Annotated in this window: 21 protein-coding genes; 12 read left to right on the forward strand and 9 right to left on the reverse strand. The window is 71.9% G+C overall.

Annotated features, from left to right (window positions below):
- Positions 1-163 precede the first annotated feature (163 nt).
- From ACMCNN_RS00165 to ACMCNN_RS00195, 7 genes are all read left to right on the forward strand, one after another.
- Positions 164-2,365 carry a BTAD domain-containing putative transcriptional regulator gene (locus ACMCNN_RS00165; RefSeq protein ID WP_412744147.1) on the forward strand — a complete coding sequence of 734 codons (2,202 nt, stop codon included), beginning with the start codon at positions 164-166 and terminating at the stop codon, positions 2,363-2,365.
- Between the two features lie 500 nt (positions 2,366-2,865).
- The gene (locus tag ACMCNN_RS00170) at positions 2,866-3,897 is read left to right on the forward strand and encodes an ABC transporter substrate-binding protein (protein WP_412744148.1); all 1,032 of its coding nucleotides are present in this window, start codon (positions 2,866-2,868) and stop codon (positions 3,895-3,897) included.
- A complete protein-coding gene (locus ACMCNN_RS00175) occupies positions 3,894-4,697 on the forward strand; it encodes an ABC transporter ATP-binding protein (protein ID WP_412744149.1) in 804 nt (267 codons plus the stop codon). Before ACMCNN_RS00170 ends, ACMCNN_RS00175 begins: the two co-directional genes overlap by 4 nt.
- The gene (locus tag ACMCNN_RS00180; protein ID WP_412744150.1) at positions 4,690-5,553 is read left to right on the forward strand and encodes an ABC transporter permease; all 864 of its coding nucleotides are present in this window, start codon (positions 4,690-4,692) and stop codon (positions 5,551-5,553) included. The genes ACMCNN_RS00175 and ACMCNN_RS00180 overlap by 8 nt, the downstream gene beginning before the upstream one ends.
- 16 nt (positions 5,554-5,569) lie before the next feature.
- A complete protein-coding gene (locus tag ACMCNN_RS00185) occupies positions 5,570-6,487 on the forward strand; it encodes a TauD/TfdA dioxygenase family protein (RefSeq protein WP_412744151.1) in 918 nt (305 codons plus the stop codon).
- The gene (locus ACMCNN_RS00190; RefSeq protein WP_412744152.1) at positions 6,484-7,839 is read left to right on the forward strand and encodes an LLM class flavin-dependent oxidoreductase; all 1,356 of its coding nucleotides are present in this window, start codon (positions 6,484-6,486) and stop codon (positions 7,837-7,839) included. The genes ACMCNN_RS00185 and ACMCNN_RS00190 overlap by 4 nt, the downstream gene beginning before the upstream one ends.
- Positions 7,840-7,844: 5 nt before the next feature.
- Positions 7,845-9,266: an MFS transporter gene (locus ACMCNN_RS00195; protein ID WP_412744153.1), complete on the forward strand. Its 1,422-nt coding sequence runs from the start codon at positions 7,845-7,847 to the stop codon at positions 9,264-9,266.
- On the opposite strand, the gene ACMCNN_RS00200 is transcribed toward ACMCNN_RS00195, so the two are convergent.
- From ACMCNN_RS00200 to ACMCNN_RS00210, 3 genes are all read right to left on the reverse strand, one after another.
- Positions 9,250-10,311, reverse strand: a complete 1,062-nt coding sequence (locus tag ACMCNN_RS00200; RefSeq protein ID WP_412744154.1) for an NBR1-Ig-like domain-containing protein — start codon at positions 10,309-10,311, stop codon at positions 9,250-9,252. The genes ACMCNN_RS00195 and ACMCNN_RS00200 overlap by 17 nt on opposite strands.
- A gap of 111 nt (positions 10,312-10,422) precedes the next feature.
- A complete protein-coding gene (locus ACMCNN_RS00205) occupies positions 10,423-12,033 on the reverse strand; it encodes a diguanylate cyclase (protein WP_412744155.1) in 1,611 nt (536 codons plus the stop codon).
- A gap of 89 nt (positions 12,034-12,122) precedes the next feature.
- Complete coding sequence (locus tag ACMCNN_RS00210; protein WP_412744156.1) at positions 12,123-12,758, reverse strand: maleylpyruvate isomerase family mycothiol-dependent enzyme; 636 nt, start codon at positions 12,756-12,758, stop codon at positions 12,123-12,125.
- A 228-nt stretch (positions 12,759-12,986) separates the two neighbouring features.
- Between ACMCNN_RS00210 and ACMCNN_RS00215 the strand changes: the two genes are divergently transcribed.
- Entirely contained in the window at positions 12,987-14,579 is a 1,593-nt protein-coding gene (locus tag ACMCNN_RS00215; protein ID WP_412744157.1) for a diguanylate cyclase, read from the forward strand.
- Positions 14,580-14,583: 4 nt separating this feature from the next.
- On the opposite strand, the gene ACMCNN_RS00220 is transcribed toward ACMCNN_RS00215, so the two are convergent.
- Complete coding sequence (locus tag ACMCNN_RS00220; RefSeq protein WP_412744158.1) at positions 14,584-15,246, reverse strand: cysteine hydrolase family protein; 663 nt, start codon at positions 15,244-15,246, stop codon at positions 14,584-14,586.
- A gap of 255 nt (positions 15,247-15,501) precedes the next feature.
- Here ACMCNN_RS00220 and ACMCNN_RS00225 point away from each other — a divergent pair, with 255 nt between their 5' ends.
- Positions 15,502-16,341, forward strand: coding sequence for a phosphoribosylaminoimidazolesuccinocarboxamide synthase (locus ACMCNN_RS00225; protein ID WP_412744159.1), 840 nt, complete (start codon positions 15,502-15,504; stop codon positions 16,339-16,341).
- A 61-nt stretch (positions 16,342-16,402) separates the two neighbouring features.
- On the opposite strand, the gene ACMCNN_RS00230 is transcribed toward ACMCNN_RS00225, so the two are convergent.
- From ACMCNN_RS00230 to ACMCNN_RS00245, 4 genes are all read right to left on the reverse strand, one after another.
- Positions 16,403-17,023 (reverse strand): malonic semialdehyde reductase, encoded by a 621-nt coding sequence (locus ACMCNN_RS00230; RefSeq protein WP_412744160.1) that lies wholly within the window; start codon positions 17,021-17,023, stop codon positions 16,403-16,405.
- 61 nt (positions 17,024-17,084) lie between these two features.
- On the reverse strand, positions 17,085-17,459 hold the full coding sequence (locus ACMCNN_RS00235) for a winged helix-turn-helix transcriptional regulator (RefSeq protein ID WP_412746990.1): 375 nt from the start codon (positions 17,457-17,459) through the stop codon (positions 17,085-17,087).
- Between the two features lie 121 nt (positions 17,460-17,580).
- A complete protein-coding gene (locus ACMCNN_RS00240; protein ID WP_412744161.1) occupies positions 17,581-17,766 on the reverse strand; it encodes a hypothetical protein in 186 nt (61 codons plus the stop codon).
- Positions 17,763-18,050 (reverse strand): hypothetical protein, encoded by a 288-nt coding sequence (locus ACMCNN_RS00245; protein ID WP_412744162.1) that lies wholly within the window; start codon positions 18,048-18,050, stop codon positions 17,763-17,765. Before ACMCNN_RS00245 ends, ACMCNN_RS00240 begins: the two co-directional genes overlap by 4 nt.
- Positions 18,051-18,354: 304 nt before the next feature.
- Between ACMCNN_RS00245 and ACMCNN_RS00250 the strand changes: the two genes are divergently transcribed.
- On the forward strand, positions 18,355-19,242 hold the full coding sequence (locus ACMCNN_RS00250) for a helix-turn-helix domain-containing protein (protein ID WP_412744163.1): 888 nt from the start codon (positions 18,355-18,357) through the stop codon (positions 19,240-19,242).
- Between the two features lie 32 nt (positions 19,243-19,274).
- Here ACMCNN_RS00250 and ACMCNN_RS00255 read toward each other — a convergent pair whose 3' ends face one another.
- Positions 19,275-19,511, reverse strand: coding sequence for a DUF397 domain-containing protein (locus ACMCNN_RS00255; protein WP_412744164.1), 237 nt, complete (start codon positions 19,509-19,511; stop codon positions 19,275-19,277).
- Between the two features lie 266 nt (positions 19,512-19,777).
- Here ACMCNN_RS00255 and ACMCNN_RS00260 point away from each other — a divergent pair, with 266 nt between their 5' ends.
- Positions 19,778-20,041, forward strand: coding sequence for a hypothetical protein (locus ACMCNN_RS00260; protein WP_412744165.1), 264 nt, complete (start codon positions 19,778-19,780; stop codon positions 20,039-20,041).
- A gap of 118 nt (positions 20,042-20,159) precedes the next feature.
- On the forward strand, positions 20,160-20,390 hold the full coding sequence (locus ACMCNN_RS00265; RefSeq protein WP_412744166.1) for a hypothetical protein: 231 nt from the start codon (positions 20,160-20,162) through the stop codon (positions 20,388-20,390).
- The last annotated feature ends 52 nt before the right edge of the window (positions 20,391-20,442 follow it).

The following is a 20,442-nucleotide window of genomic DNA, read 5'->3' on the forward strand; positions in this document are numbered from 1 at the left end:
GGCGGAAGCCCCACGGGTTAGCCACAGAACGACGGTCGCGCCGGCTGGACAACCCAGCCGGCGCGGCCCCATTTGCCGTGAATGTGATGACAGTCGATGCGCCCCGCTCCACCGCGCGGCCTGTCGCCCGCCGGGGTGGCGCCGGGCGGCCATCCTGTAAGCCATGCCCGAGGCCGCCCCCGCCACCTGCACACCGGCCATCCGCGTCGATGCCGCCGTCAACCGCACGCTGGCCGCCTGCCCGGAGGTCACCGTCGCCCGGTCTGCCACGAAAGCGGACCGGGGGAACGCCGCGCACGCGCCGGACCCCGCGGCCGTGCGGGACTGCGTGGAGGCGGGCGACTGGGAGGGCGCGGCCGAGGCCGCGGCACGGGTGGTGGCGCGACCGCAGCCACTGACCCCCGCCGAGGCGTGGCCCACGATGATGGTGCTCTACCTGCAGGGCGACATGGCCGCCGCGGAATCGGTACTCGCCCGGACCGGCGTGGACGCCGACGTAGCGCAGGGCACGGACGCCGACCGGGCGTTGCTGGCGGCGTGGGAGGCCAGCATCGCCTGGGCCCGAGCGGGCGCGGACGACTGTCGCCGGGCCGTCACGCGCGCCCTCGCGCTGGCCCGGGCGGCCGACGACCCGCGCGCCCTGGCGGCCGCCCACATCGTGCGCGGGCTGTTGGCCGCCGCGCAGGATGACCGGCGCGCCAAGGACCGGCATTACACGCTGGCCCTGGCCGCCGCCGAACGTTCGGGTGACCGTACGTTGCTGTTGCGGGTCCGGGTCAACCGCGCCTCGCAGCGACTCGAGGAGGGCGACCTCGACGGCGCCCGGCCGGAACTCGACGCCGCCGCTGCGGTGCTGGCCCGCCCGGGCCCCGACCCGCACCCGGCGATGGCGGGTATGGCCCGGACCAACCTGGCCGACCTCGCGCTGCGCGCCGGGCGCCTGACCGCCGCGCGGGACGAATTCCGCGCCGCCGCCGCGCTGCTGCAGCGGGCCGGGACGGCCATCGTGGCGTTCCCGCTCACCGGGCTGGGCCAGACCCACGAGCTGCGCGGTGACCTGCAGCAGGCTCGGGCGGCGTTCGACGAGGCGGTGCTCGTGGCCGAGGCGGGTGGCATCGCGGCCGCGCTCGGACCGGCGTTGTGCGGCCTCGCGCGGGTCTTCGCCGCGATCGGCGACCGGGAGGCCGGTCCGACCGCGGCGCGGGCGGTCGCGGTGGCGGACGGCCTGGCCCGGGCACAGGCGTACGCCGCCGCCGGGTGGGCGGCGGCGGCCACCGACCCGGCGGTCGCGAGCAACCACGCGGAGACCGCGATCACGCTGGCCCGCGCCGGTCGCAATCCCGCGACGCTCGCGGAGGCGCTGGAACTGGCCGCGGTCATCGCGCCCGGTGGGACCGCCGAGTCCCTGCTGGCCGACGCGGCCCGGGTGTACGCCGACATCGACGACCCGGTGGGCGCCGCCCGGGTGGCGCTCGCGAGGGCCCGCGCGGGCCTGGGCCGGACCCCCGCGGCCGACCGGGTCCTGGCGGAGCACCGGCTGCGCGCGCTGGGGGCGGATCCGTTCGCGGGCACCCGTTCGCTGTCCGGCGCGGCGGTGGAGGAGCCGGTGAGCGTACGGATGCTCGGATCCTTCGCGGTGCTGCGGTCCGGCGAGGAGGTGCCCGCCGCGGGCTGGCAGAGCCGCAAGGCACGGGATCTGCTCAAGCTGATCGTGGCGCGGCGCGGGCGCCCGTCCACCCGGGAGGCGCTGGGCGAGGCGCTGTGGCCGGGCGCGGACAACGTCGCGAACCGCCTGTCCATCGCGTTGTCTGTGCTGCGCACCGTGCTCGACCCGGAGCGGATGGTTCCGCCGGGGCACTACGTGGTCGCCAGCCCGGCCGGGGTGGCGTACGACCCGCGCACCTTGCGGGTCGATGTGGACGTCTTCCTCCAGTTGGCCGAGGCGGGCGTCGCGGCGGCGAAGGCGACGGCAGGCGACCCGGAGGCGGCGGATGGTGAGGCGCGGCTGCTGCTCGACGCCGCGGCGGCGGCGTACACCGGGGACGTGCTGGACGACGAACCGGATCTCGCGGTCGCGCAGGCGTTGCGGGAGCAGGCCCGCGCCGCGTACCTGACGGTGATGCGCACGCTGGGCGCGGTGTGCGCTCGGGCGGGCGACACCGACGGCGCGGTCCGGTCCTGGCTGCTCGTGCTGGAGCGCGATCCGTACGAGGAGGACACCGCATTGCGGCTGGTCGAAACGCTGATCGCGGGCGGGCGGCACGGCGAGGCGGCCCGCCACCACCGGCTGTACGCGCAGCGGATGGGTGAGCTCGGCGTGGCACCCCGGCAGCTTCCCGCCGTGGATCGGCGCTCACAAATCTGAGGTACGCAGTGGACGGCATACCCTATCCGCCCTATGGGATTTGTATGTGACCTGGCTCACAAACCTGCTGACGTGGGCGGTCGTGACCAGCTACGTTGCTCGCATGAAACGGAGCAAGCGTCTCACCCGGCGCCGCTTCGTCGACTTCCTCCGGGTGTGCACCTGCACCTGTTGAGTTGACGGCGAAGCGCAGCGCACCCGCCGAACGCGTACCAGCCCGTGGCACGGGCTGCGCCGTCCGGTAACGCCGACCCCGCCATCCGCCGGCAGCGCCTCGGGTGATCCCGAGAGCGAGCTTCGAGCACCCGCACGCCGACGGCGCCCGCGTTCACCAGACGACCGCGTCTTCGTCCGACGACCCCGCACGCCCGGTTCCCGACACATCCGACCCCGCCGCGCCCGCCGCGGCGCGATGACTGCTGCCCGAGCCACGCCGACAGCTGCCGAGCCGACCGCTCCGCGGCCGGTGGCTGCCACATATCCCCACGAGGAGAGTTCCGATGAGATTCCATAGATCCGCTCTGGCCGCCGTGCTGGCGGGCGCCCTGCTCGTCACCTCGGCACTCTCGGGCTGCGGCGATGCCAGCAGCGCGGCCGACAGCAAACAGGCCACCGAGCTGCGCTACCAGGGCTGGGTGGGGCAGGTGACGCTGCCGGAACTGGCGGCCGACCTCGGGTACCTGGGCGACGTCAAGCTCAAGTGGATCGGCAACACGATCAGCGGCCCGCAGGACATCCAGGCCGCGACGACCGGCGACATCGACTTCGGCGGCGCGTTCAACGGCGCCATCGTCAAGCTCGCCGCCTCGAAGGCGCCGATCAAGGCGGTGGTCGCGTACTACGGCGCCAACAAGGACACCTTCAACGGCTTCTACGTGCTGGACAACAGCCCGATCAAGAGCGCACGGGACCTGATCGGCAAGAAGATCGGCGTCAACACGCTCGGCGCGCACGCCGAGGCGATCACCAAGACGTACCTGGCCCGCAACGGCCTGACCGACGCCGAGATCAAGCAGGTCGAACTGGTCGTCGTGCCCCCGGTCAATACCGAACAGTCGCTGCGCCAGGGCCAGATCGACGTGGCCTCGCTCAGCGGGGTGCTGCGCGACAAGGCGGTCGCCCGCGGCGGAGTACGCGCCCTGTACACCGACTACGACCTGCTCGGCGAGTTCAGCGCCGGCAGCTACGTGTTCCGGCAGGACTTCATCAAGAAGAACCCGGACACGGTACGGGCGTTCGTCACCGGCGTGGCCAAGGCGATCGAGTGGTCCCGCACCACGCCCCGCGCGGAGGTCATCGCCCGGTTCGAGAAGATCATCAAGGCGCGCGGCCGCAACGAGGACACCAGCACCCTGCAGTACTTCAAGAGCTACGGGGTCGCCGGGCAGGGCGGTCTGATCAGCGACAAGGAGTTCGCCACCTGGATCGACTGGCTGGACCGGGCCGGTGAGCTGAAGGGCAAGCAGGTCAGCGCCGCCGACATCTACACCAACGAGTTCAACCCGTATGCCGCGAACGGGGCGGCGAAATGACCGCCAAGATCCAATTCGAGGACCTCGGCAAGTCATTCCAGGCGCGCGGCACCACGGTCACCGCGCTGCAGGACATCAATCTCACCGTACGGTCGGGAGAGTTCCTGGTCATCGTCGGTCCCAGCGGCTGCGGCAAGTCCACCCTGCTCGACCTGCTCGGCGGCCTGACCGAGCCGACCAGCGGGCGGATCCTGGTCGACGGCGTCGAAATCAGCGGCCCCGGCCTCGACCGTGGCGTGGTGTTCCAGCAGTACGCCCTGCTGCCGTGGCGCACCGCGCAGAGCAACGTCGAGTTCGGCCTGGAAGCCAAGCGGGTCCCCCGGCGCGAACGGGCCGCCCGGGCGCGGGAGTACCTGGACCTGGTCGGGCTGTCCGGCTTCCACGACCGGTATCCGCACGAGCTGTCCGGCGGCATGAAGCAGCGGGTGGCCATCGCCCGCAGCCTCGCGTTCGACCCCGACGTGCTGCTGATGGACGAGCCGTTCGCCGCACTCGACGCGCAGACCCGCGACGGGCTGCAGGACGAATTGCTGCGGATCTGGGAGAAGACCGGCAAGACCATCGTGTTCATCACCCACGGCATCGAGGAGGCCGTCTACCTCGGCCAGCGGGTCGCGGTGATGACCTCCCGGCCGGGCCGGATCAAGCAGATCGTCGACGTGCCGTTGACCGCCCGGTCGGCCACCGAGGACCTGCGCTCCGACCCGGCGTTCGCGCACTACCGCCACGAGATCTGGAGCCTGCTCCGCACCGAGGTGGACAGGGCCCGAAACGAGGAGCTGGAGGTGGCCCGTGTCTAGCCTCACGCCGGTCGCGCTGCGCACGCCGCCCGCGACGCCGATCCCACCCGCCGCGGCGGCGCCGCCGGTTCCGGCGTACCCATGGAATCGCCGTGTCCTGCGCGGCGCCGGCACTGTCGTCACCCGGGTGGCGGCGATCGCGGTGCTGGCGGCCGTGTGGGAGGTCTTCCCCCGGCTCGGGCTGGTCGACGCCACCTTCCTGCCGCCCCTGTCCGAAGTGCTGTCGGCCTGGTGGCAGCTGGTGCTGTCCGGCGAGCTGATCGATCACGCCCGGGCCAGCCTCACCCGCTCGCTGGCCGGGTTCGGCCTGGCCGTCGTCGTGGCCATCCCGCTCGGCCTGCTGATCGGCTGGTACAAGCCGGTCGCGAACCTGCTCAACCCGGTGCTGGAGCTGTTCCGCAACACGGCCGCGCTGGCCCTGCTCCCGGTCTTCGTGCTCATCCTGGGGCTCGGCGAGACCTCGAAGATCGCGATCATCTTCTACGCCTGCGCGTGGCCGATCCTGCTCAACACGGTCAGCGGGGTCCGCACCGTGGATCCGCTGCTGATCAAGTCGGCGCGCTCGCTCGGACTGGGCCCGCTGCGGCTGTTCCAGAAGGTGATCCTGCCCGCCGCGGTGCCGACCATCTTCACAGGGATCCGGCTGGCCGGGGCGTACTCGATCCTCATCCTCATCGCGGCCGAGATGGTCGGCGCCAAGGCCGGGCTCGGCTACCTCATCAACTACGCGCAGTACAACTTCGCGGTCCCCGACATGTACGCCGGAATCATCACCATCTCGGCCATCGGCCTGGTCGTGAACCAGCTGCTCGTCCTCACCGAACGCCGCTTCTCGACCTGGCGCACCACCAACTAGAAGGGAACCCCTCGCCATGACGCTCGCTCCCAGCATCCCGGACATCCGGCGCATCGGTGGCCGCCTCGGCGCCGAGATCGTCGGCCTCGACCTCGCCCAGCCGCTCGACGACGCCACGATCGGCGCGCTGAACTCGGCCCTGGTGGAACACAAGGTGCTCGTCTTCCACGGGCAGCAGCTCGACGACGCCGCGCACGTCAGGTTCGCCTCCGCGTTCGGCCCGCTGACCACGGCCCACCCGACCGTGCCGTCGGTCGAGGGCAACGCCAACGTGCTCAACGTGGAGGGTGGCGAGGGCGCCCGGGCCAACGCCTGGCACACCGACGTCACCTTCGTGGTCGCCCCGCCCAAGGCCACCACGCTGCGCAGCCTGGTCATCCCCCCGTACGGCGGGGACACGCTGTTCGCCAACACCGCCGCCGCGTACGCCGACCTGCCGGAGCACCTGCGGACGCTGGCCGACCGGCTGTGGGCGGTGCACACCAACGAGCACGACTACGCGCCGCACCCGCAGTTCCGCACAGAGGAGGCCGAGCAGTACCACAAGGTGTTCGTCTCCCAGCGGTACCGCACGGCGCACCCCGTGGTCCGCATCCACCCCGAATCCGGCGTACCGAACCTGTTCATCGGCGGCTTCGCCGGCAGCATCCTCGGGCTGTCGAACACGGAGTCCCGGGACATCCTGCGGCTGCTGCAGGCGTACGTGACCCGGCCGGAGAACACGCTGCGCCACCACTGGGCCGTCGGCGACGTGGTCATCTTCGACAACCGCACCACCCAGCACTACGCCGCCGACGACTACGGCGACCTGCCCCGAAAGCTGCACCGGGTCACTGTGGCCGGCGACGTGCCGGTCGGCGCGGACGGCGCCAAGAGCTACGTCATCGAGGGCGACGAGGCCGGTCACTACACCCCGGTCGGGGCCGCATCGTGAGCCGGCCGGGACAGCTGCACCTCAACGCGTTCCTCATGGGGGTCGGGCATCACGAGGCGGCGTGGCGGCTGCCGGAGAGCGACCCGTACGCCCACGTGGACGTCTCGCACTACCAGAACCTGGCCCGGATCGCGGAACGCGGCAAGCTCGACTCGCTGTTCCTCGCCGACGGCCCGGTGCTGTGGGACCAGGTGGAACGGCGACCCTCCGGGACCCTGGAGCCGACCGTACTGCTCACCGCGCTGGCCGGGGTCACCGAGCGGATCGGGCTGATCGCCACCGCGTCGACCACGTACAACGAGCCGTACAACCTGGCCCGGCGGTTCGCGTCGCTGGACCTGATCAGCGGCGGCCGGGCCGGGTGGAACATCGTCACCACGGCCGGGCTGGACGCGGCCCGCAACTTCAACCTGAACCACCTGCCCGCCCACGCCGAACGCTACGAGCGGGCCGCCGAGTTCATCGACGTCTCCCTCAAGCTGTGGGACTCGTGGGACGACGACGTGATCCTCGCGGACAAGGAGCGCGGGGTCTGGGGCGACAGCGACCGGATCTACCCACCGGCGCACGAGGGCCGCTTCTACCGGGTGGCGGGCGCGCTCAACGTTCCCCGTTCCGCGCAGGGCCACCCGCTGCTGGTCCAGGCCGGATCGTCGGAGAACGGCCGTACCTTCGCCGCGAGGTACGCCGAGGCGGTGTTCACCGCGCACCAGACCCTCGCCGACGCGCAGGAGTTCTACGACGACCTCAAGCGGCGCGCCGCCGAACACGGCCGCGACCCGGACCACGTCAAGATCCTGCCGGGGATCGTGCCCGTCATCGGCGACACCGAGGCGCAGGCACGGGAACTCGACGCCGAACTCAACCGGCTGATCCGCCCCGAGTTCGCGCTGCCCGGCCTCGCCGAGCTGCTCGGCGTGGACGTCGCCGAGCTGGGCCTGGACTCCGAACTCCCGGCTCACCTGCCGGAGGAGGACGAGCTGGAGGGGGCCAAGAGCCGCCGTACGCTCGTGGTCAACCTGGGCCGCCGCGAGCGGCTCACCGTCCGCGAGATCATCGCCCGGCTCGGCGGCGGCCGCGGCCACCACACCTTCGCGGGCGCGCCCGAGCAGGTCGCGGACGCCATCACCGGCTGGTACGACACGGGCGCCGCCGACGGCTTCAACATCATGCCGCCGGTGCTGCCCGGCGGCCTGGAACTGTTCGTCGACCGGGTGGTGCCGATCCTGCAGGAGCGCGGCCGGTTCCGCACCGACTACACCGGACGTACGCTGCGCGAGCACTACGGGCTGCCCCGGCCCGCGAACCGCAACACCGCGGACCGGGCCACCGTCAGCCCGTCGTCGCGGTAACGGGTATGCGCGGCGGTGATCTGCGGGGGCGGGCCGTGCTCGGTGCGCTGTGCCTCGCCACCGCCGCGTACTCCGTGCTGCAGTCGCTGGTGGTGCCCGCCCTCGGGATCTTCCAGCGGGAGTTGGGCACCACGCCGTCCGGTGCGGCGTGGCTGCTCACCGGGTTCCTGCTCAGCGCGTCGGTGTCCACACCGGTGCTGGGGCGCCTCGCCGACCTGCACGGCAAGCGGCGGGTCCTGCTCGGTGCGCTCGCCGCGATCAGTCTCGGCTCTGTCATCTCCGCCATGGCGGACGGTCTCGGCGTCATGGTGGCGGGGCGTGCCGTACAGGGGCTGGGTGGGGTGGTGTTCCCGATCTGCTTCGCGCTCGTCCGGGACCACCTGCCCGACGGCGATCGCCCGCGGGGGTTCGTCGCGATCTCCACCGTGATGAGCCTTGGCGGCGCCGCCGGTACCGTCGCGGCCGGGCCGCTGCTGGCCGTGGTGTCCTCGCGCTGGCTGTTCGGCATCCCGGCCGTGGTGTCCGCGCTGGCCACGGTGCCGGTGGCGGTGCTGCTGCCGCCCGGCGTTGCACGCCACGGGCGGGCCCGCGTCGACTGGCTCGGTGCCGCGCTGCTGGCGACCTGGCTGGGCCTGCTCCTGCTGGCGATCAGCCTCGCGGGCCGGTACGGCTGGACGGACCCCCGGGTCGCCGGGACCGGCCTGGCCGCGTTCCCGCTGGCCGCGCTGTGGCTGGCCCAGCAACGCCGCGCCCGGCACCCCCTGGTCGACCTGCGCACCCTCGCCATGCCGACGGTCCGCGCCACGAACGCGGCGACCCTGCTCCTCGGCTTCGGCATGTTCGGTTCCTGGATGCTGGTGCCGCTGCTGGTGGCCCAGCCGACCGCCAGCGGCATCGGCTTCGGCGCCAGTCCGACCGTGGTGGGGCTGGTGATGCTGCCGACCGCGCTGGGCACCCTGCTCGTACTGCCCGCCCAGCGCCGCCTGGTCCGCCGGTACGGGCTGCGTGCCGCGCTGACCGTCGGGGCGGCCACTGCCGGGACGGCGTACCTGATGCTGGCGGTCTGGCACGGCGCGCTGCCGCAGGTGTGCGCGGCCGTCCTGGTGATGGGTGCCGGGGTGGGCCTCGCGTTCGCGGCGGTGGGCGCCCTGGTGGTGGAGGCGGTGCCCCGTGAGCAGACCGGCGTGTCCGCGGGCGTCAACAACGTCATGCGGACGGTCGGTGGCAGCCTCGGCGCCACCCTGGGCGGCGCGGTGCTGACCTGGTCGATCAGCGCGTCCGGTTATCCGAGCGCCGGATCGTACGGTGCCGCCCTGACGCTCTACGCGCTGGCGCTGGCCGGTGCGCTGCTGTGCGGGTTGCGGATCCCGCGCGCCGAGCCCCGGCTGGCCGCCGCCACGCCACAGGCGTTCACTGGTCGACGTTGACCAGGAAGAACACCGGTCGGCGGCTGGGGAAGAACATCCGCCCCTGGGCGTCGACCATCTTCCAGCCCACCCAGCACACGCCCGGTTTGCGGGCGGCGACCACGCGGACGCTGATGTGGACCTGCTCACCGGGCAACGTGTCACCGATGGGCACGCGGGGCGGGTACCGGCACTCGCTGCCGTCGCCGTTGCGGGGCGGGTCCTTCGGCACCAGATAGCGGCCGTGCCATCCGACCGTGCCGGTGTTGGCGATCGACCACACCTTGGTGAACTCCTGGTTCACCTTGTAATGCGAGCCGTCCGGGACGGTGACGTCCGCGACGAACCGGCTGGCGTCGCCGGGGATCAGGGGAGCGGACGGGTCGGCTGACGCGGGGATGCCCGGCGGGTTCTCGGCGGCGGCCGCCGGGCCGCCCGCGGTGGCCGCGGGCGGGTTGTGCCCGGAGCCGATCACCTGCAGGAGGGCGACGGCGCTGAGCACCACCAGCACCGTGGCCGCGGCCCACAGGATCGACCGGCGGTCCTGGCTGAGGCCGCTCCGCGCGGACGGCGCGGGCCGGTTCGTGGTAACCAGGACCACCGGCCGCACGGGTTCGGGCACGCCGGCGAGCATCGGCCCGGGATCGGGCTCGGCCGCCACCAGCTGGCCGGATGCCACGGCGGCCGTCGCCGGGGTGGCATCCACTGTGGTGCCCGCCGCCGGGCTCGGTACCGCGAGAGTGTCGGACCGGGCCGTTGCGGCGGCGATGTCGGTGGCCCGGCTCGCACCGGCATTGGCAGGCTGGGCGAGCTCCCACTTGGCCCGCCACTCGGCCTCGTCGGCGCCGCACGCGCGGACGAACTCGCGGGTGGTCTCCCACGACGGGAACCGGTGCCCGGCGGCGGCCTCGTGCAGGGTCGTGTGGGAGATGCGGCCCGACCGCCCCGCCATGGCCCGGAACGACGGGCGCCCGGCGCGTTCGCGCAAGTCGCGCAACTGTTCGGCGAACTGACCGCCGCGGCTGCCGCCGCCGTCCGTCGAATTTGCTCTGACCTCGCGATTCATCCGCCTCCCCCATCGCCAGATGCCGCTGGACAGTTGCCAGAACGCGTCAGAGGCTACCGAACCGGTGCACGGTGATTCGCATCGTGGTGTCGCGGGCCGGTTGCTGAGCCGTTATGCGGCGAGGCGGTCGCGTCCGGCGCGTTTGGCGGTGTAGAGGTGTTCGTCGGCGGTGGCGAAGAGTTGTTCGCCGGTCATGCCGGGGAGTAGTGAGGCGAGTCCCATGCTGACGGTGACGCGCAGGCCGAGGGCGGTTTTGTGCCAGTCGTGGTCGCGGATGCTGGTGCGCATGCGGGCGGCGATGCGGGTGGCGGTGGTGAGGTCGGTGGCGAGGAAGACGCCGAATTCGTCGCCGCCGAAGCGGGCGGGCAGGTCGGAGGCGCGGCATTCGGTGCGCAGGATGTGGCCGATTTCGCGCAGGACGTCGTCGCCGACGGCGTGGGAGAAGTTGTCGTTGATGTGCTTGAAGTTGTCCACGTCGACGACCAGCAGGCACAGCTCGGCCGGGGCACCGTCGCCATCCAGCACCGCCATCCGGCGGTCGAAGCCCCGCCGGTTCGCCAGCCCGGTCAGCGGATCGGTCTGCGCCGCCGCGTCTGCGCTCGCGTGCTCGGCTTCGAGTTGGACGCGGCGGCGGGCCTGGCGCAGCATGGCGACCCGGTCCAGCCGCAGCCGCCACAGCTGCTCCGCGTGCGCGCGCAACGCGGACGTGAGGTGTCTGGCCGCCGCGCTGGGCCGGGCCTCTGCCGCGATCAGGCCGAGTTCGAGCTGGAAGATCAGGCGGTGCCGCGGGGCGCCGGCCAGTGCGCACAGCTGCTCGGCCGCGGTCAGCTCGCGGGCGGCCCCCGCGAAGTCACCGGCGTTGCGCAGCGCGAGCCCGTACGCGAGGTGGGCGAGCCGGGCCTCGAAGCGCCGCCCAGTGGCGTGCAGAAACCGGATAGCGCCGACGGCGAGGGTCTCGGCCTCGGCGAATTCACCGGTCTTGGTCAGGGCGCAGGCCAGCAGCGCGTGCACCATCGCCTGATCCAGGAGTTCGGAGTCGTCCTCGGGGTGCTGCCACGGCCGGGTCAGGGCGATCACGTCGCGGTAGCGGACCCCGGCCTCCTCGAAGCGGCCCACGTGTTCCAGCCGCAGACCCCACTCGAGCAGCGATTCGGCGCGCTGGGTGTCCAGGATGATGCGACGGTTGCGGTCGGTGTCGAGCAGTCGGCGGTCGGCGACGGACGCCTGCTCGGCCAGCTCGTACAGTTCCGCCCAGCGGGCCGGTTCGGCGACCGAGGACATCGCCGAGAAGTAGCGCCAGTCGCGGGGGCAGCTCTCGAGCGTGGCCATGGCCCAGGCGATCAGGTGCAGGCCCTCCTCCAGGCGCCCCATCCGCACCAGTACGTCGGACAGGTCGGCGCTGGCCTTGGCCCGGGCGGTCCGGGAGACGGCGCGGCGGATCAGTTCCCGGCCCATCGTCTCGGCCTCGGTGTAGCGGGCCAGCTCGGTGAGCACGTACATCCGGGTCTGGAGGATCACCCGGGCGGTGTCCCTGTCGCCAAGTGTCTGAGCGATCCACTCGTGCCGCTCCGCGCAGTCGAGCACCTCGTCATAACGGCCCTGGGCGTAGAGCATGTGGGTGTAGTTCGCCAGGGACTGCAGCGGTCCCGCGTGTGCGACGGGAACGGGCAGTGCCGCGCTCGACTCCATCCCCGCCCCCGTCACTCCCGGTATCTGACGCATTACGTCAGGTATAGCTTCGACGTGTTTAATCAGTCGGTCGCCGGGGAGGCGTCCTTAGCCGGTGACGGCATCACGGACCGTGATGGTCGCTACCCTCGCCGCCCGGCGGCGCGCTCGCGCAGCACCGCGACGCCGTCGCCGGCCAGATCGTCGAGGGCCGCCGTACGTCCGGTCATCGCCATGATCAGAGCGACGAGCGGTCCGGCGGCCTCCGGTCCGCTGCCGTGCCGCCACGGCGTGTCGGTGGCGGTCAGGCAGACCCCCGCGATCCGGCTCTTGGCGCCGATCAGCAGGTTGCTGCCCTGGTAGAAGTCGGCGACCGCGACCAGATGCGGCACCGGATGCTCCCGGTACCCGCCGACGGCGCGGAACACGTCCTCGCCGTGCACGATCGTCTCGCCCAGCCACGACAGGGCCGGTCCCGGCGGCGCGGTACGCGCGTCGACACGCGCCCGCAGCAGCTCGACGAGATCGGCGTCGCCACGTCCGGCGATCACCGCGGCGATCTCCTTGTTCACCATCGCGTCGAAGCGGAACCCGCTGCCGATCAGCTTCGCGAAGAAGCGCGGCGGAGTCATGGAGGCCGTGGCGATCACGTGGCCCACGACGTCGCGTACGGTCCACCCCGCGCACAGCGACGGCTGGTCCCACGCGGCGGCCGACAGCGCCGCCAGCCCTTCCACCAGGGATTGCCGTTCGGCCCGGATCATCTGCCAGGTGTCCATCGCCCGCCGATGCTACTGAGGCGGGCTCCGTCGAGGCGGCAATCGCCTGGTCACGGGCGTGCCGAGGGCCCCCGCGCCGCGCGGGCGCGTCGGCCGGGCCGATCCGCGGCCGCACGAGGTGCCGTTGGGTGACGTGTCGAAGGCGTCATTGCGGCGCGCTTGGCTAATGCTGCACCGACCGTAGCCGAGAAGTTACCTAGTGGTAGCGACCGTCCCGGAGGAGGAAGCATGGAGTCGAGCTCTGCGCTTCCGGTGCCCATCGAGCAGTTCGGGACGCTGACCAGCCCCGCGCGCCGCCTGCGCCAGATGTACGGCGAGGGCCGCTACGAGGAGGTCCTCGAACTCGCGGGCGAGTACCTGTGGATCATGGAGGCGTTCGGCGACTGGCAGTCGGCCCGCGCGATCGTGCAGTCCCACTCGTACGCGCTGACCGAGCTGGGCCGCTACACAGAGGCCGAGTTCATGTCGCGTGACCTGATCCGTCGCTCCGTCTCCCGAGTCGGCCGGGCGAAGGCCAACGCCGACATGGCCGACGTGATGTCGCGCATGGGCCGCCTTGAAGAAGGTCTGCACCAGCTCGCCGCGGCCATGACCGCCCTGGAGTCCTGCCCGCGCAACGCCTGGTACTACGCGGCCATGTCGTCGGTCGCGGAGGCCGCCCGCTGGGCCGAGCTGTACGAGCTGGCCGACACGGCCACCAACGCCGAACCGAATCTGGACTCCATCGACCCCACCCGCCGGGTCATCCGTGACCTGCAACGCGCCGAGGCGCTGCTGGAATGGGGACTGCGCCTGGATCACGTGGGCCGCTTCGAGGAGGCCGGGGTCCGTTTCCGGGACGTCATCACGTTGACCCGCCCCTGGCTGGACCCGGACGCCGACCCCGACTCCCAGCTCGGCTCCGACCAGGCGATGCTGGGTGCGCTGCTGGCCTGCGGTCTGGCCAAGACGGGTCAGGCGGAGGAGGCACTGCGGCTGGCGGCCTCGGTCATCCCTGACCTGCACGCCGACAGCCGGCACTTCGACGCCCGGCTCGCCCACCTCGCCTACGGCGTGGCGCTGCGCAGCCTCGGCAAGTATGAGAAGGCGGCGCGCGAGCTGATCGCGGCCGAGCAGCTGTGCGCCCTGGCGGGCGCGGCGCGGCACCGCCTGATTTTTCAGTACGAGCTGGCCCTGATCGCCGCGGAGTCCGCGCCGAGCGAGGCCACCCGGCACCTGCTGTCAGCGGTACGCGCACACGCCCAGCAGCTGTGGCGGCTGCGGCTGGACCGGGTCGCCATGCTGCGCCAGGCCCGCCGCCGCGTCCAACTCGAAGCCGACCACGCCACCGCGGACACCGCCGCCCAGACCGATCCGCTGACCAGGCTGGCGAACCGGCGCGGCTTCGACCGCCGGATGGCGGCCGTGGCAACGGACGCGCGCGCGGTCACCGATCAGATGTGCCTGCTGCTGGTCGATGTGGACAACTTCAAGCACATCAACGACAACTTCTCCCACGCCGTCGGCGACGACGTCCTGCGCGAAATCGGCCACATCCTGCGCACCGAATGCCGCGCCTCCGACCTGCCCGCCCGCTTCGGCGGCGACGAATTCGGCGTCTTCCTCGCCACCGACCTCACCACCGCCACCCGCATCGCCGCCCGCATGCGCACCAGCATCCGCGACCACGACTGGCACAAAACCGCCCTCGGCCTGCGCGTCACCGTCAGCATGGGACTCGCCTCACTACTCCCCGGCATGACCGGCGAACAACTCTTCGCCACCGCCGACGAACACCTCTACACCGCCAAACGCGCCGGACGCGACCGCCTCGCCGCATAACGGCTCAGGACACGGCAGCGCCGGGCAGGGCCGCCGCGATCGCCTCCACCGGCAGGGGCAGTACGCCGATCCCCTCGGTCTCCGCCACGTGCCAGTCCCGCAGCCCCGACATCGCGTCGGCGGCCAGCACCACGCGCAGATCCCGCTCGCTGGCCTGCACGATGGTCGCGCGTGGACAGTTCGGGAAATTGCACCCGGCCACCACGACCGTGGTCACCCCGCGCCGCCGCAGAAACCCCTCCAGATCAGTACGGTGGAACGCGCCCCACCGCGGTTTCCACATCACCCACTCCGCGGGCCCCCACTGCTGGAAGTCACCGGACAGCAGCATCGCCGGGTCCAGTGGCGGCGCGGTGACCGGGCGCAACGGCGCGGCCGGCTGAGCGCCAGGGGAGCCGGGCCGCACGATCGGGGCGCCGGTGGCCAGCAGCCCGCGCCGGACCAGGTCGACGTCGGCGCCGTCGTACAACCGGACCACGTGCACCACCGGGCGGCCCGCCGTACGGAACGCGGTCAGCAGTTCGGTGACGGCGGGCAGCACCGCCGCGGTGCCGGGGACGGGGTTCGCGCCGCCTTCGATGAAGTCGACCTGCACGTCGATGGTCAGCAGGGCCGCCTTGTCCCATTCGGGGCGCAGCCACGGGTCCGTCTCGGCGGCGGATGACAAGGGCGCAGCGTAACGGCCACGGCACCGGATCGATATATTCGCCTGTCCGAGCTACTTTTCGATCATGGGTGCCATCAAGCCGTTCGACGTCCTCGCGCTGGTGTTCTGCATGCTGTCGCTGGCCGTACTGATCGGTGTCGGCCTGTGGGCCGTGCGCCGCCGCTCGTCCGACTCCTGACCGGGCCGGGCCGTCTCCGCGTGTCCCCGCAGGTCCGATACCGTGAGCGGAGTCGGACGCGCGGCGGAGGGAAGCACGTGGAGCTACTGCACTCGGGCAAGGTCAGGGACGTGTACGCCGACGGTGACGACCTGCTGCTCGTCGCCTCCGACCGGGTCTCGATCTACGACGTCGTGCTGCCCACGCCGATCCCCGACAAGGGAAAGATCCTCACTCAGCTGTCGCTGTGGTGGTTCGAGCAGCTCGCCGACGTCGCCCCGCACCACATCATCTCCGCCACCGACGTGCCCGCCGAGTGGACCGGGCGGGCCGTGCGCTGCGAGCGCCTGCGGATGGTCATGGTGGAGTGCATCGCTCGCGGTTACCTGGCCGGCTCCGGCCTGAAGGAGTACGAAAAGGACGGGGCGGTCTCCGGCGTCGCGCTGCCTCCGGGCCTGATCGAGGGTTCGCGGCTGCCCGAGCCGGTCTTCACCCCGACGACGAAGGTGGCGCCGGGCGAGGGACACGACGAGTTCATCACCTACGCCGACGTCGAGTCGCAGGTCGGCGCGGACGTCGCCGCCGAACTGCGGCGGATCACGCTGGAGATCTACCGGCGCGGCTCGGCGATCGCGGCGGAGCGGGGCATCCTCATCGCGGACACCAAGATCGAGCTGGGCTTCTCCCGCAGCGGGACCCTGACGCTCGGCGACGAGCTGCTGACCCCTGATTCGTCGCGGTTCTGGGCGGCCGCCGAGTGGCAGCCCGGCGGCGCACAGCGATACCTCGACAAGCAGTTCCTGCGGGACTGGTCGGCGGGCCTGACCGGCTGGGATCGCACCGCACCCGGTCCGGAGATCCCGGACGAGGTGGTCGAGGCGACCCGCAACCGCTACGTCGAGGTCTACGAACGGCTCACCGGCGACCGCTGGCGCTGACGGTCCCCGGCCCAGTCGTCGCCTCTCAGGCCCGGTCGTCCTCTCAGGCCCAGTCGTCCTCTCAGGCCCAGTGCACCGATGCGGTGTGCGGCAGCCGGGGCAGGCGGCCGAACCACGGGTTCTCGCCCGGGTGACCGATGTTGACCACCAGCAGCGAGCGGAACCGGCCGTCGGCGAAGAACTCTGCGTCCACCCCGGCCCGGTCGAACCCCGCCATCGGCCCCGCCACGAGGCCGACCGCCCGTACCGCCAGCAGGAAGTAGCCGGCCTGCAGCGCCGCGTTGAACTGGCCGGAGCCGTCCCGCAGCGCGGAGTCGGCCGCGAACACGTCCTTGAGTTCCGGCTTGTGCGGGAACAGTTCCGGGATGTGCTCGTGGTACTGGCTGTCAACGGCGAGCACCGCGGTGACCGGAGCCGCGGCGGTCTTGTCCCGGTTCCCGTCGCTCATCAGCGGGAGCAGGCGTTGCTTGCCCTCCGGGGTGCGGACGTAGAGCACGCGCAGGGGCTGCGTGTTCGCCGCGGTCGGGGGCCACTTGGCCAGTTCCCAGATCTCCGCCAGCTCCGTGTCGGTGACCGGGGTGTCAGCGAAGGAGTTCGCGGTGCGGGCGTCGGTGAACAGCAGGGCCCGGCCGTCGGTGTCGAGGCGGGGCCGGGTCAGCACTGCTTCAGAAGTGATATCCACTCCTGAAAAGCTAGTGGCTATGGACGGCGAGGCGCCAGTGATGTGACCGGGGCAACAGTGCTCAGCAAGAGGGTTCGGGCGTGCGGCAGCCCGCGTCCGCGGGCAGGTGCTCCTCGGCCCAGGCGGAGATCTGCGCCAGCGCGGGCATCAGCGCCTCGCCGCGCTCGGTCAGGGCGTACGTGACGGAGACCGGGGGACCGGCGTCGACCGTACGGCTGATCAGCCCGGCCTCGGCCAGCGAGACCAGCCGGTTCGACAGCACGGAGTCGCTGATCCCCTCGATGCTGCGCGCCAGTTCGCGGAACCCCGCCGGGCCCGCGCTGAGGCTGCCCAGCACGGCCGCGTTCCACCGTTTACCGAGGAACTGGAAGGCGCGCGCCAGTCCCGCGTCGCCGCGGGTGCACTCACCCGGCGTTGCGGCGGGCTGCTGGCGCATCGATGTCACCCGTGAAACGTAACACCGTGGGTTGTTACCAGGTCTCCGCTGACCTGGAACGACGCCGGGCCCCTGCCCGTCGGCGGTCCGGCCCGGTGGCTGGTGGGCGGGGTTGGCTGACCTACCGGCTGCCGGCGGGCTCCGGGTCGTGCGGGCGGGTGGCCGGTTCGCCGCAAGCGGTGCAGGCCAGCTGGTCGCCGCAGCCGGGGCACCAGTTGTTCGTCCGGCGCAGGTGCCACCCCAGCAAGACCCCGGCGAGGAGGCTGGCCAGCCCGACAAGGGCGGCGACCGCGATCGCCCCGATCATGCGTACGGCCGGCGCATGGCCAGGCCGGCGGGGGAGCGCCGGTCCAGCGCTGGATCCTCATCGGCGCGCCGGGTCACGTACGGCGCGGTGAAGGTGTCCACCCCCGTGCCGGGGTTGCTGCCGGGGCGGTACGTGACGGTGACGGCGTACCGCGACGCCGCCTCGATGATCCCGGCTCGCCAGCCGTCCCGGTAGACCCAGACCAGGTCCGCCTTGCGGTAGCTGTCCGCTGGTGCCACGTCGGCCGGGTCGCGTTCCGGCGGACCGATGGTCGGGGTGGACATCGAGATGCCTCCTCGGTGGACGCGGATCGTCGAGGGCGTCGGGCCGTCGCCCGGCGAGGTGTCTCGGCCGAACGGTCGAGGTTGCCGAGCCAGTGGACCAACAGCACGTTGTGTCAGCGGGCGGATACGCGTTTGTCAGCTATCATGCTCGGGATCACATGCGTTCGCAAGGCACTCTGCACGTGCATCAGTCCTGTGCGGAAGGGCGTACGAACAGGGCGTTCGGTTTCACGCCACGCGATCTCCCCTTTAGGATGCGGAGGGACTGCGATCGGGCAGCCCAGCAATGGTGACGAGGAGTCAGGTGGCCGCAGGTCGGGACGAGGCGCCGCAGAGCGGCCCCACCGTGCTGCGCATCCTGTTGGGGGCGCAGCTGCGTCGCCTGCGCGAGGGCAGGGGCATCAGCCGCGACGACGCCGGCTACGAGATCCGCGCCTCGGGATCCAAGATCAGCCGGATGGAGCTCGGCCGGGTCAGCTTCAAGGAGCGCGACGTCGCCGACCTGCTCACGATGTATGGCGTCACGGACACCAAGGAGCGCGAGGCGCTGCTCGGCCTGGCCCGGCAGGCGAACAATCCGGGCTGGTGGCACCACTACAGCGACGTCCTGCCGAACTGGTTCCAGGCGTATCTCGGTCTGGAGGCGGCGGCGTCGCTGATCCGGACGTACGAGATCCAGTTCGTCCCCGGTCTACTGCAGACTCCCGAGTACGCCCGTGCGGTCATCCTGCTCGGGCATGCGGGCGCGACGACCGAGGAGATCAACCGCCGGGTGGAGCTGCGCCGTCAGCGCCAGCAGATTCTGACCCGGCCCAACGCGCCGCAGCTGTGGGCGGTCATCGACGAGGCGGTGCTGCGCCGGCCGATCGGCGGGGTCGAGGTGATGCGCCGGCAGATCGAGGCGCTCATCGAGGCGTCCAAGCTGCCCAGTGTGCGGCTGCAGATCCTGCCGTTCCACGCGGGCGGGCATGCCGCCGCCGGTGGCCCGTTCGCGATTCTGCGCTTCCCGGAGCCGGAGCTGCCGGACGTGGTCTACGTCGAGCAGCTCACCAGCGGGATCTATCTGGACAAGCGCGACGACGTCGACCACTACGCGATGGCCATGGAGCGGGTCTGCATCGACGCGGAACCGCCCGGCCACACCCCGGAGATCCTCGGCAAGCTGCTGTACGAGGTCGGCCGGATCGGATAGGCCGGGCGGCTCGGGTCGCTGTGGTCTCCTGCTCAGCCGAGCAGGTTGTCGAAGTCTCCGTCGCGTACGCCGAGGATGAACGCCTCGATCTCGGCCGCCGTGTAGACCAGCGCCGGTCCGTGGGGGTCCCTGGAGTTGCGTACCGCGACGCCGCCGTCGGGCAGGGCGGCGCACTCGACGCAGTTGCCGCTCGGGTTGCTGCGGCCACTCTTCTGCCACGTCACGCCGGACAACTGACCCGCGGGCATGCCGTTGACGATGCGCTTCATACCAAGCTCCCTACGTCTGTCCCCGATCGGCTGTCGACCGGTGTCCGAACAACCCTCCGCCTCCACCGGCCGGACTCCTTGTGCAAATGCACGTGCATCTGGCCTTGCGTCAGAACAGGATTGTGAGCATGATAACGCACGTACGGAAATGAAGGGGTGTCACTTACGGTGACATCCGTGAGTGACGGGCCGGTCGCGGACATCGACCTCTGCGACCTTCCCGCGGGGCTCCCTGGCGGGGGCGCCCGAGCGGAGGAGCGCTTGCCATGTCGATTCCCAACATCGGCCCCGAACTCTCCGATCCCGGCGGCTACGAGGCCGTCGAGACGCAACGGAGGGGAAACCTTTCGCTCGTCTACCGCGACGAGCCGGTCACGGACGAGGTCCGGGCCGCATCGACGCGGGCCAGCGTGGTGACGCACCGGTTCGGTGGCGTGCGATATGCGCTCTGCCGTCCGGCGGGCCGCCGCGCACCGGCGCCGGGCAAGGTGGCCCCGGCCAAGGGCGGTGAGTCCGACGAGAGTGAATGAGCCGGTCCGATGTGTCCGGCGCCGGCGCCTCGGGATCGCGCCGGCGCGGACGATGTGGCCGCGCTCAGCCCCGACTATCCGGGGCGGACGTCTCCGGGCCGCGGTGCCGTCGCGGCCGGTGCACGTCTTCGCCGAGACGGACTACTGCTACGGCCAGGGGCCGCTGATCCTCAAGGTGGATCGGGTCGAATGGGCCAGGCCGGTGCCCCACGAGGGGGACACCTGGCTGGAGGTCGAGGGGGTCGTTCTCGACCCGGCGGGCCGGGAGGGCGCGCGCCGGCAGGTGCTGGTGCGCGCCCAGCGGATGCCGGTGCCGCCCGCCCGCAAGCGGCCACGGCTGCGGCCATGAGGCACCGGTCGGGCGGTCGGGTCCCCCCGTGCCGGGCTGCCCGACCGGCCGG

The sequence above is a fragment of the Krasilnikovia sp. MM14-A1004 genome, from assembly GCF_047159485.1.
Taxonomy (GTDB): Bacteria; Actinomycetota; Actinomycetes; order Mycobacteriales; family Micromonosporaceae; genus Actinoplanes.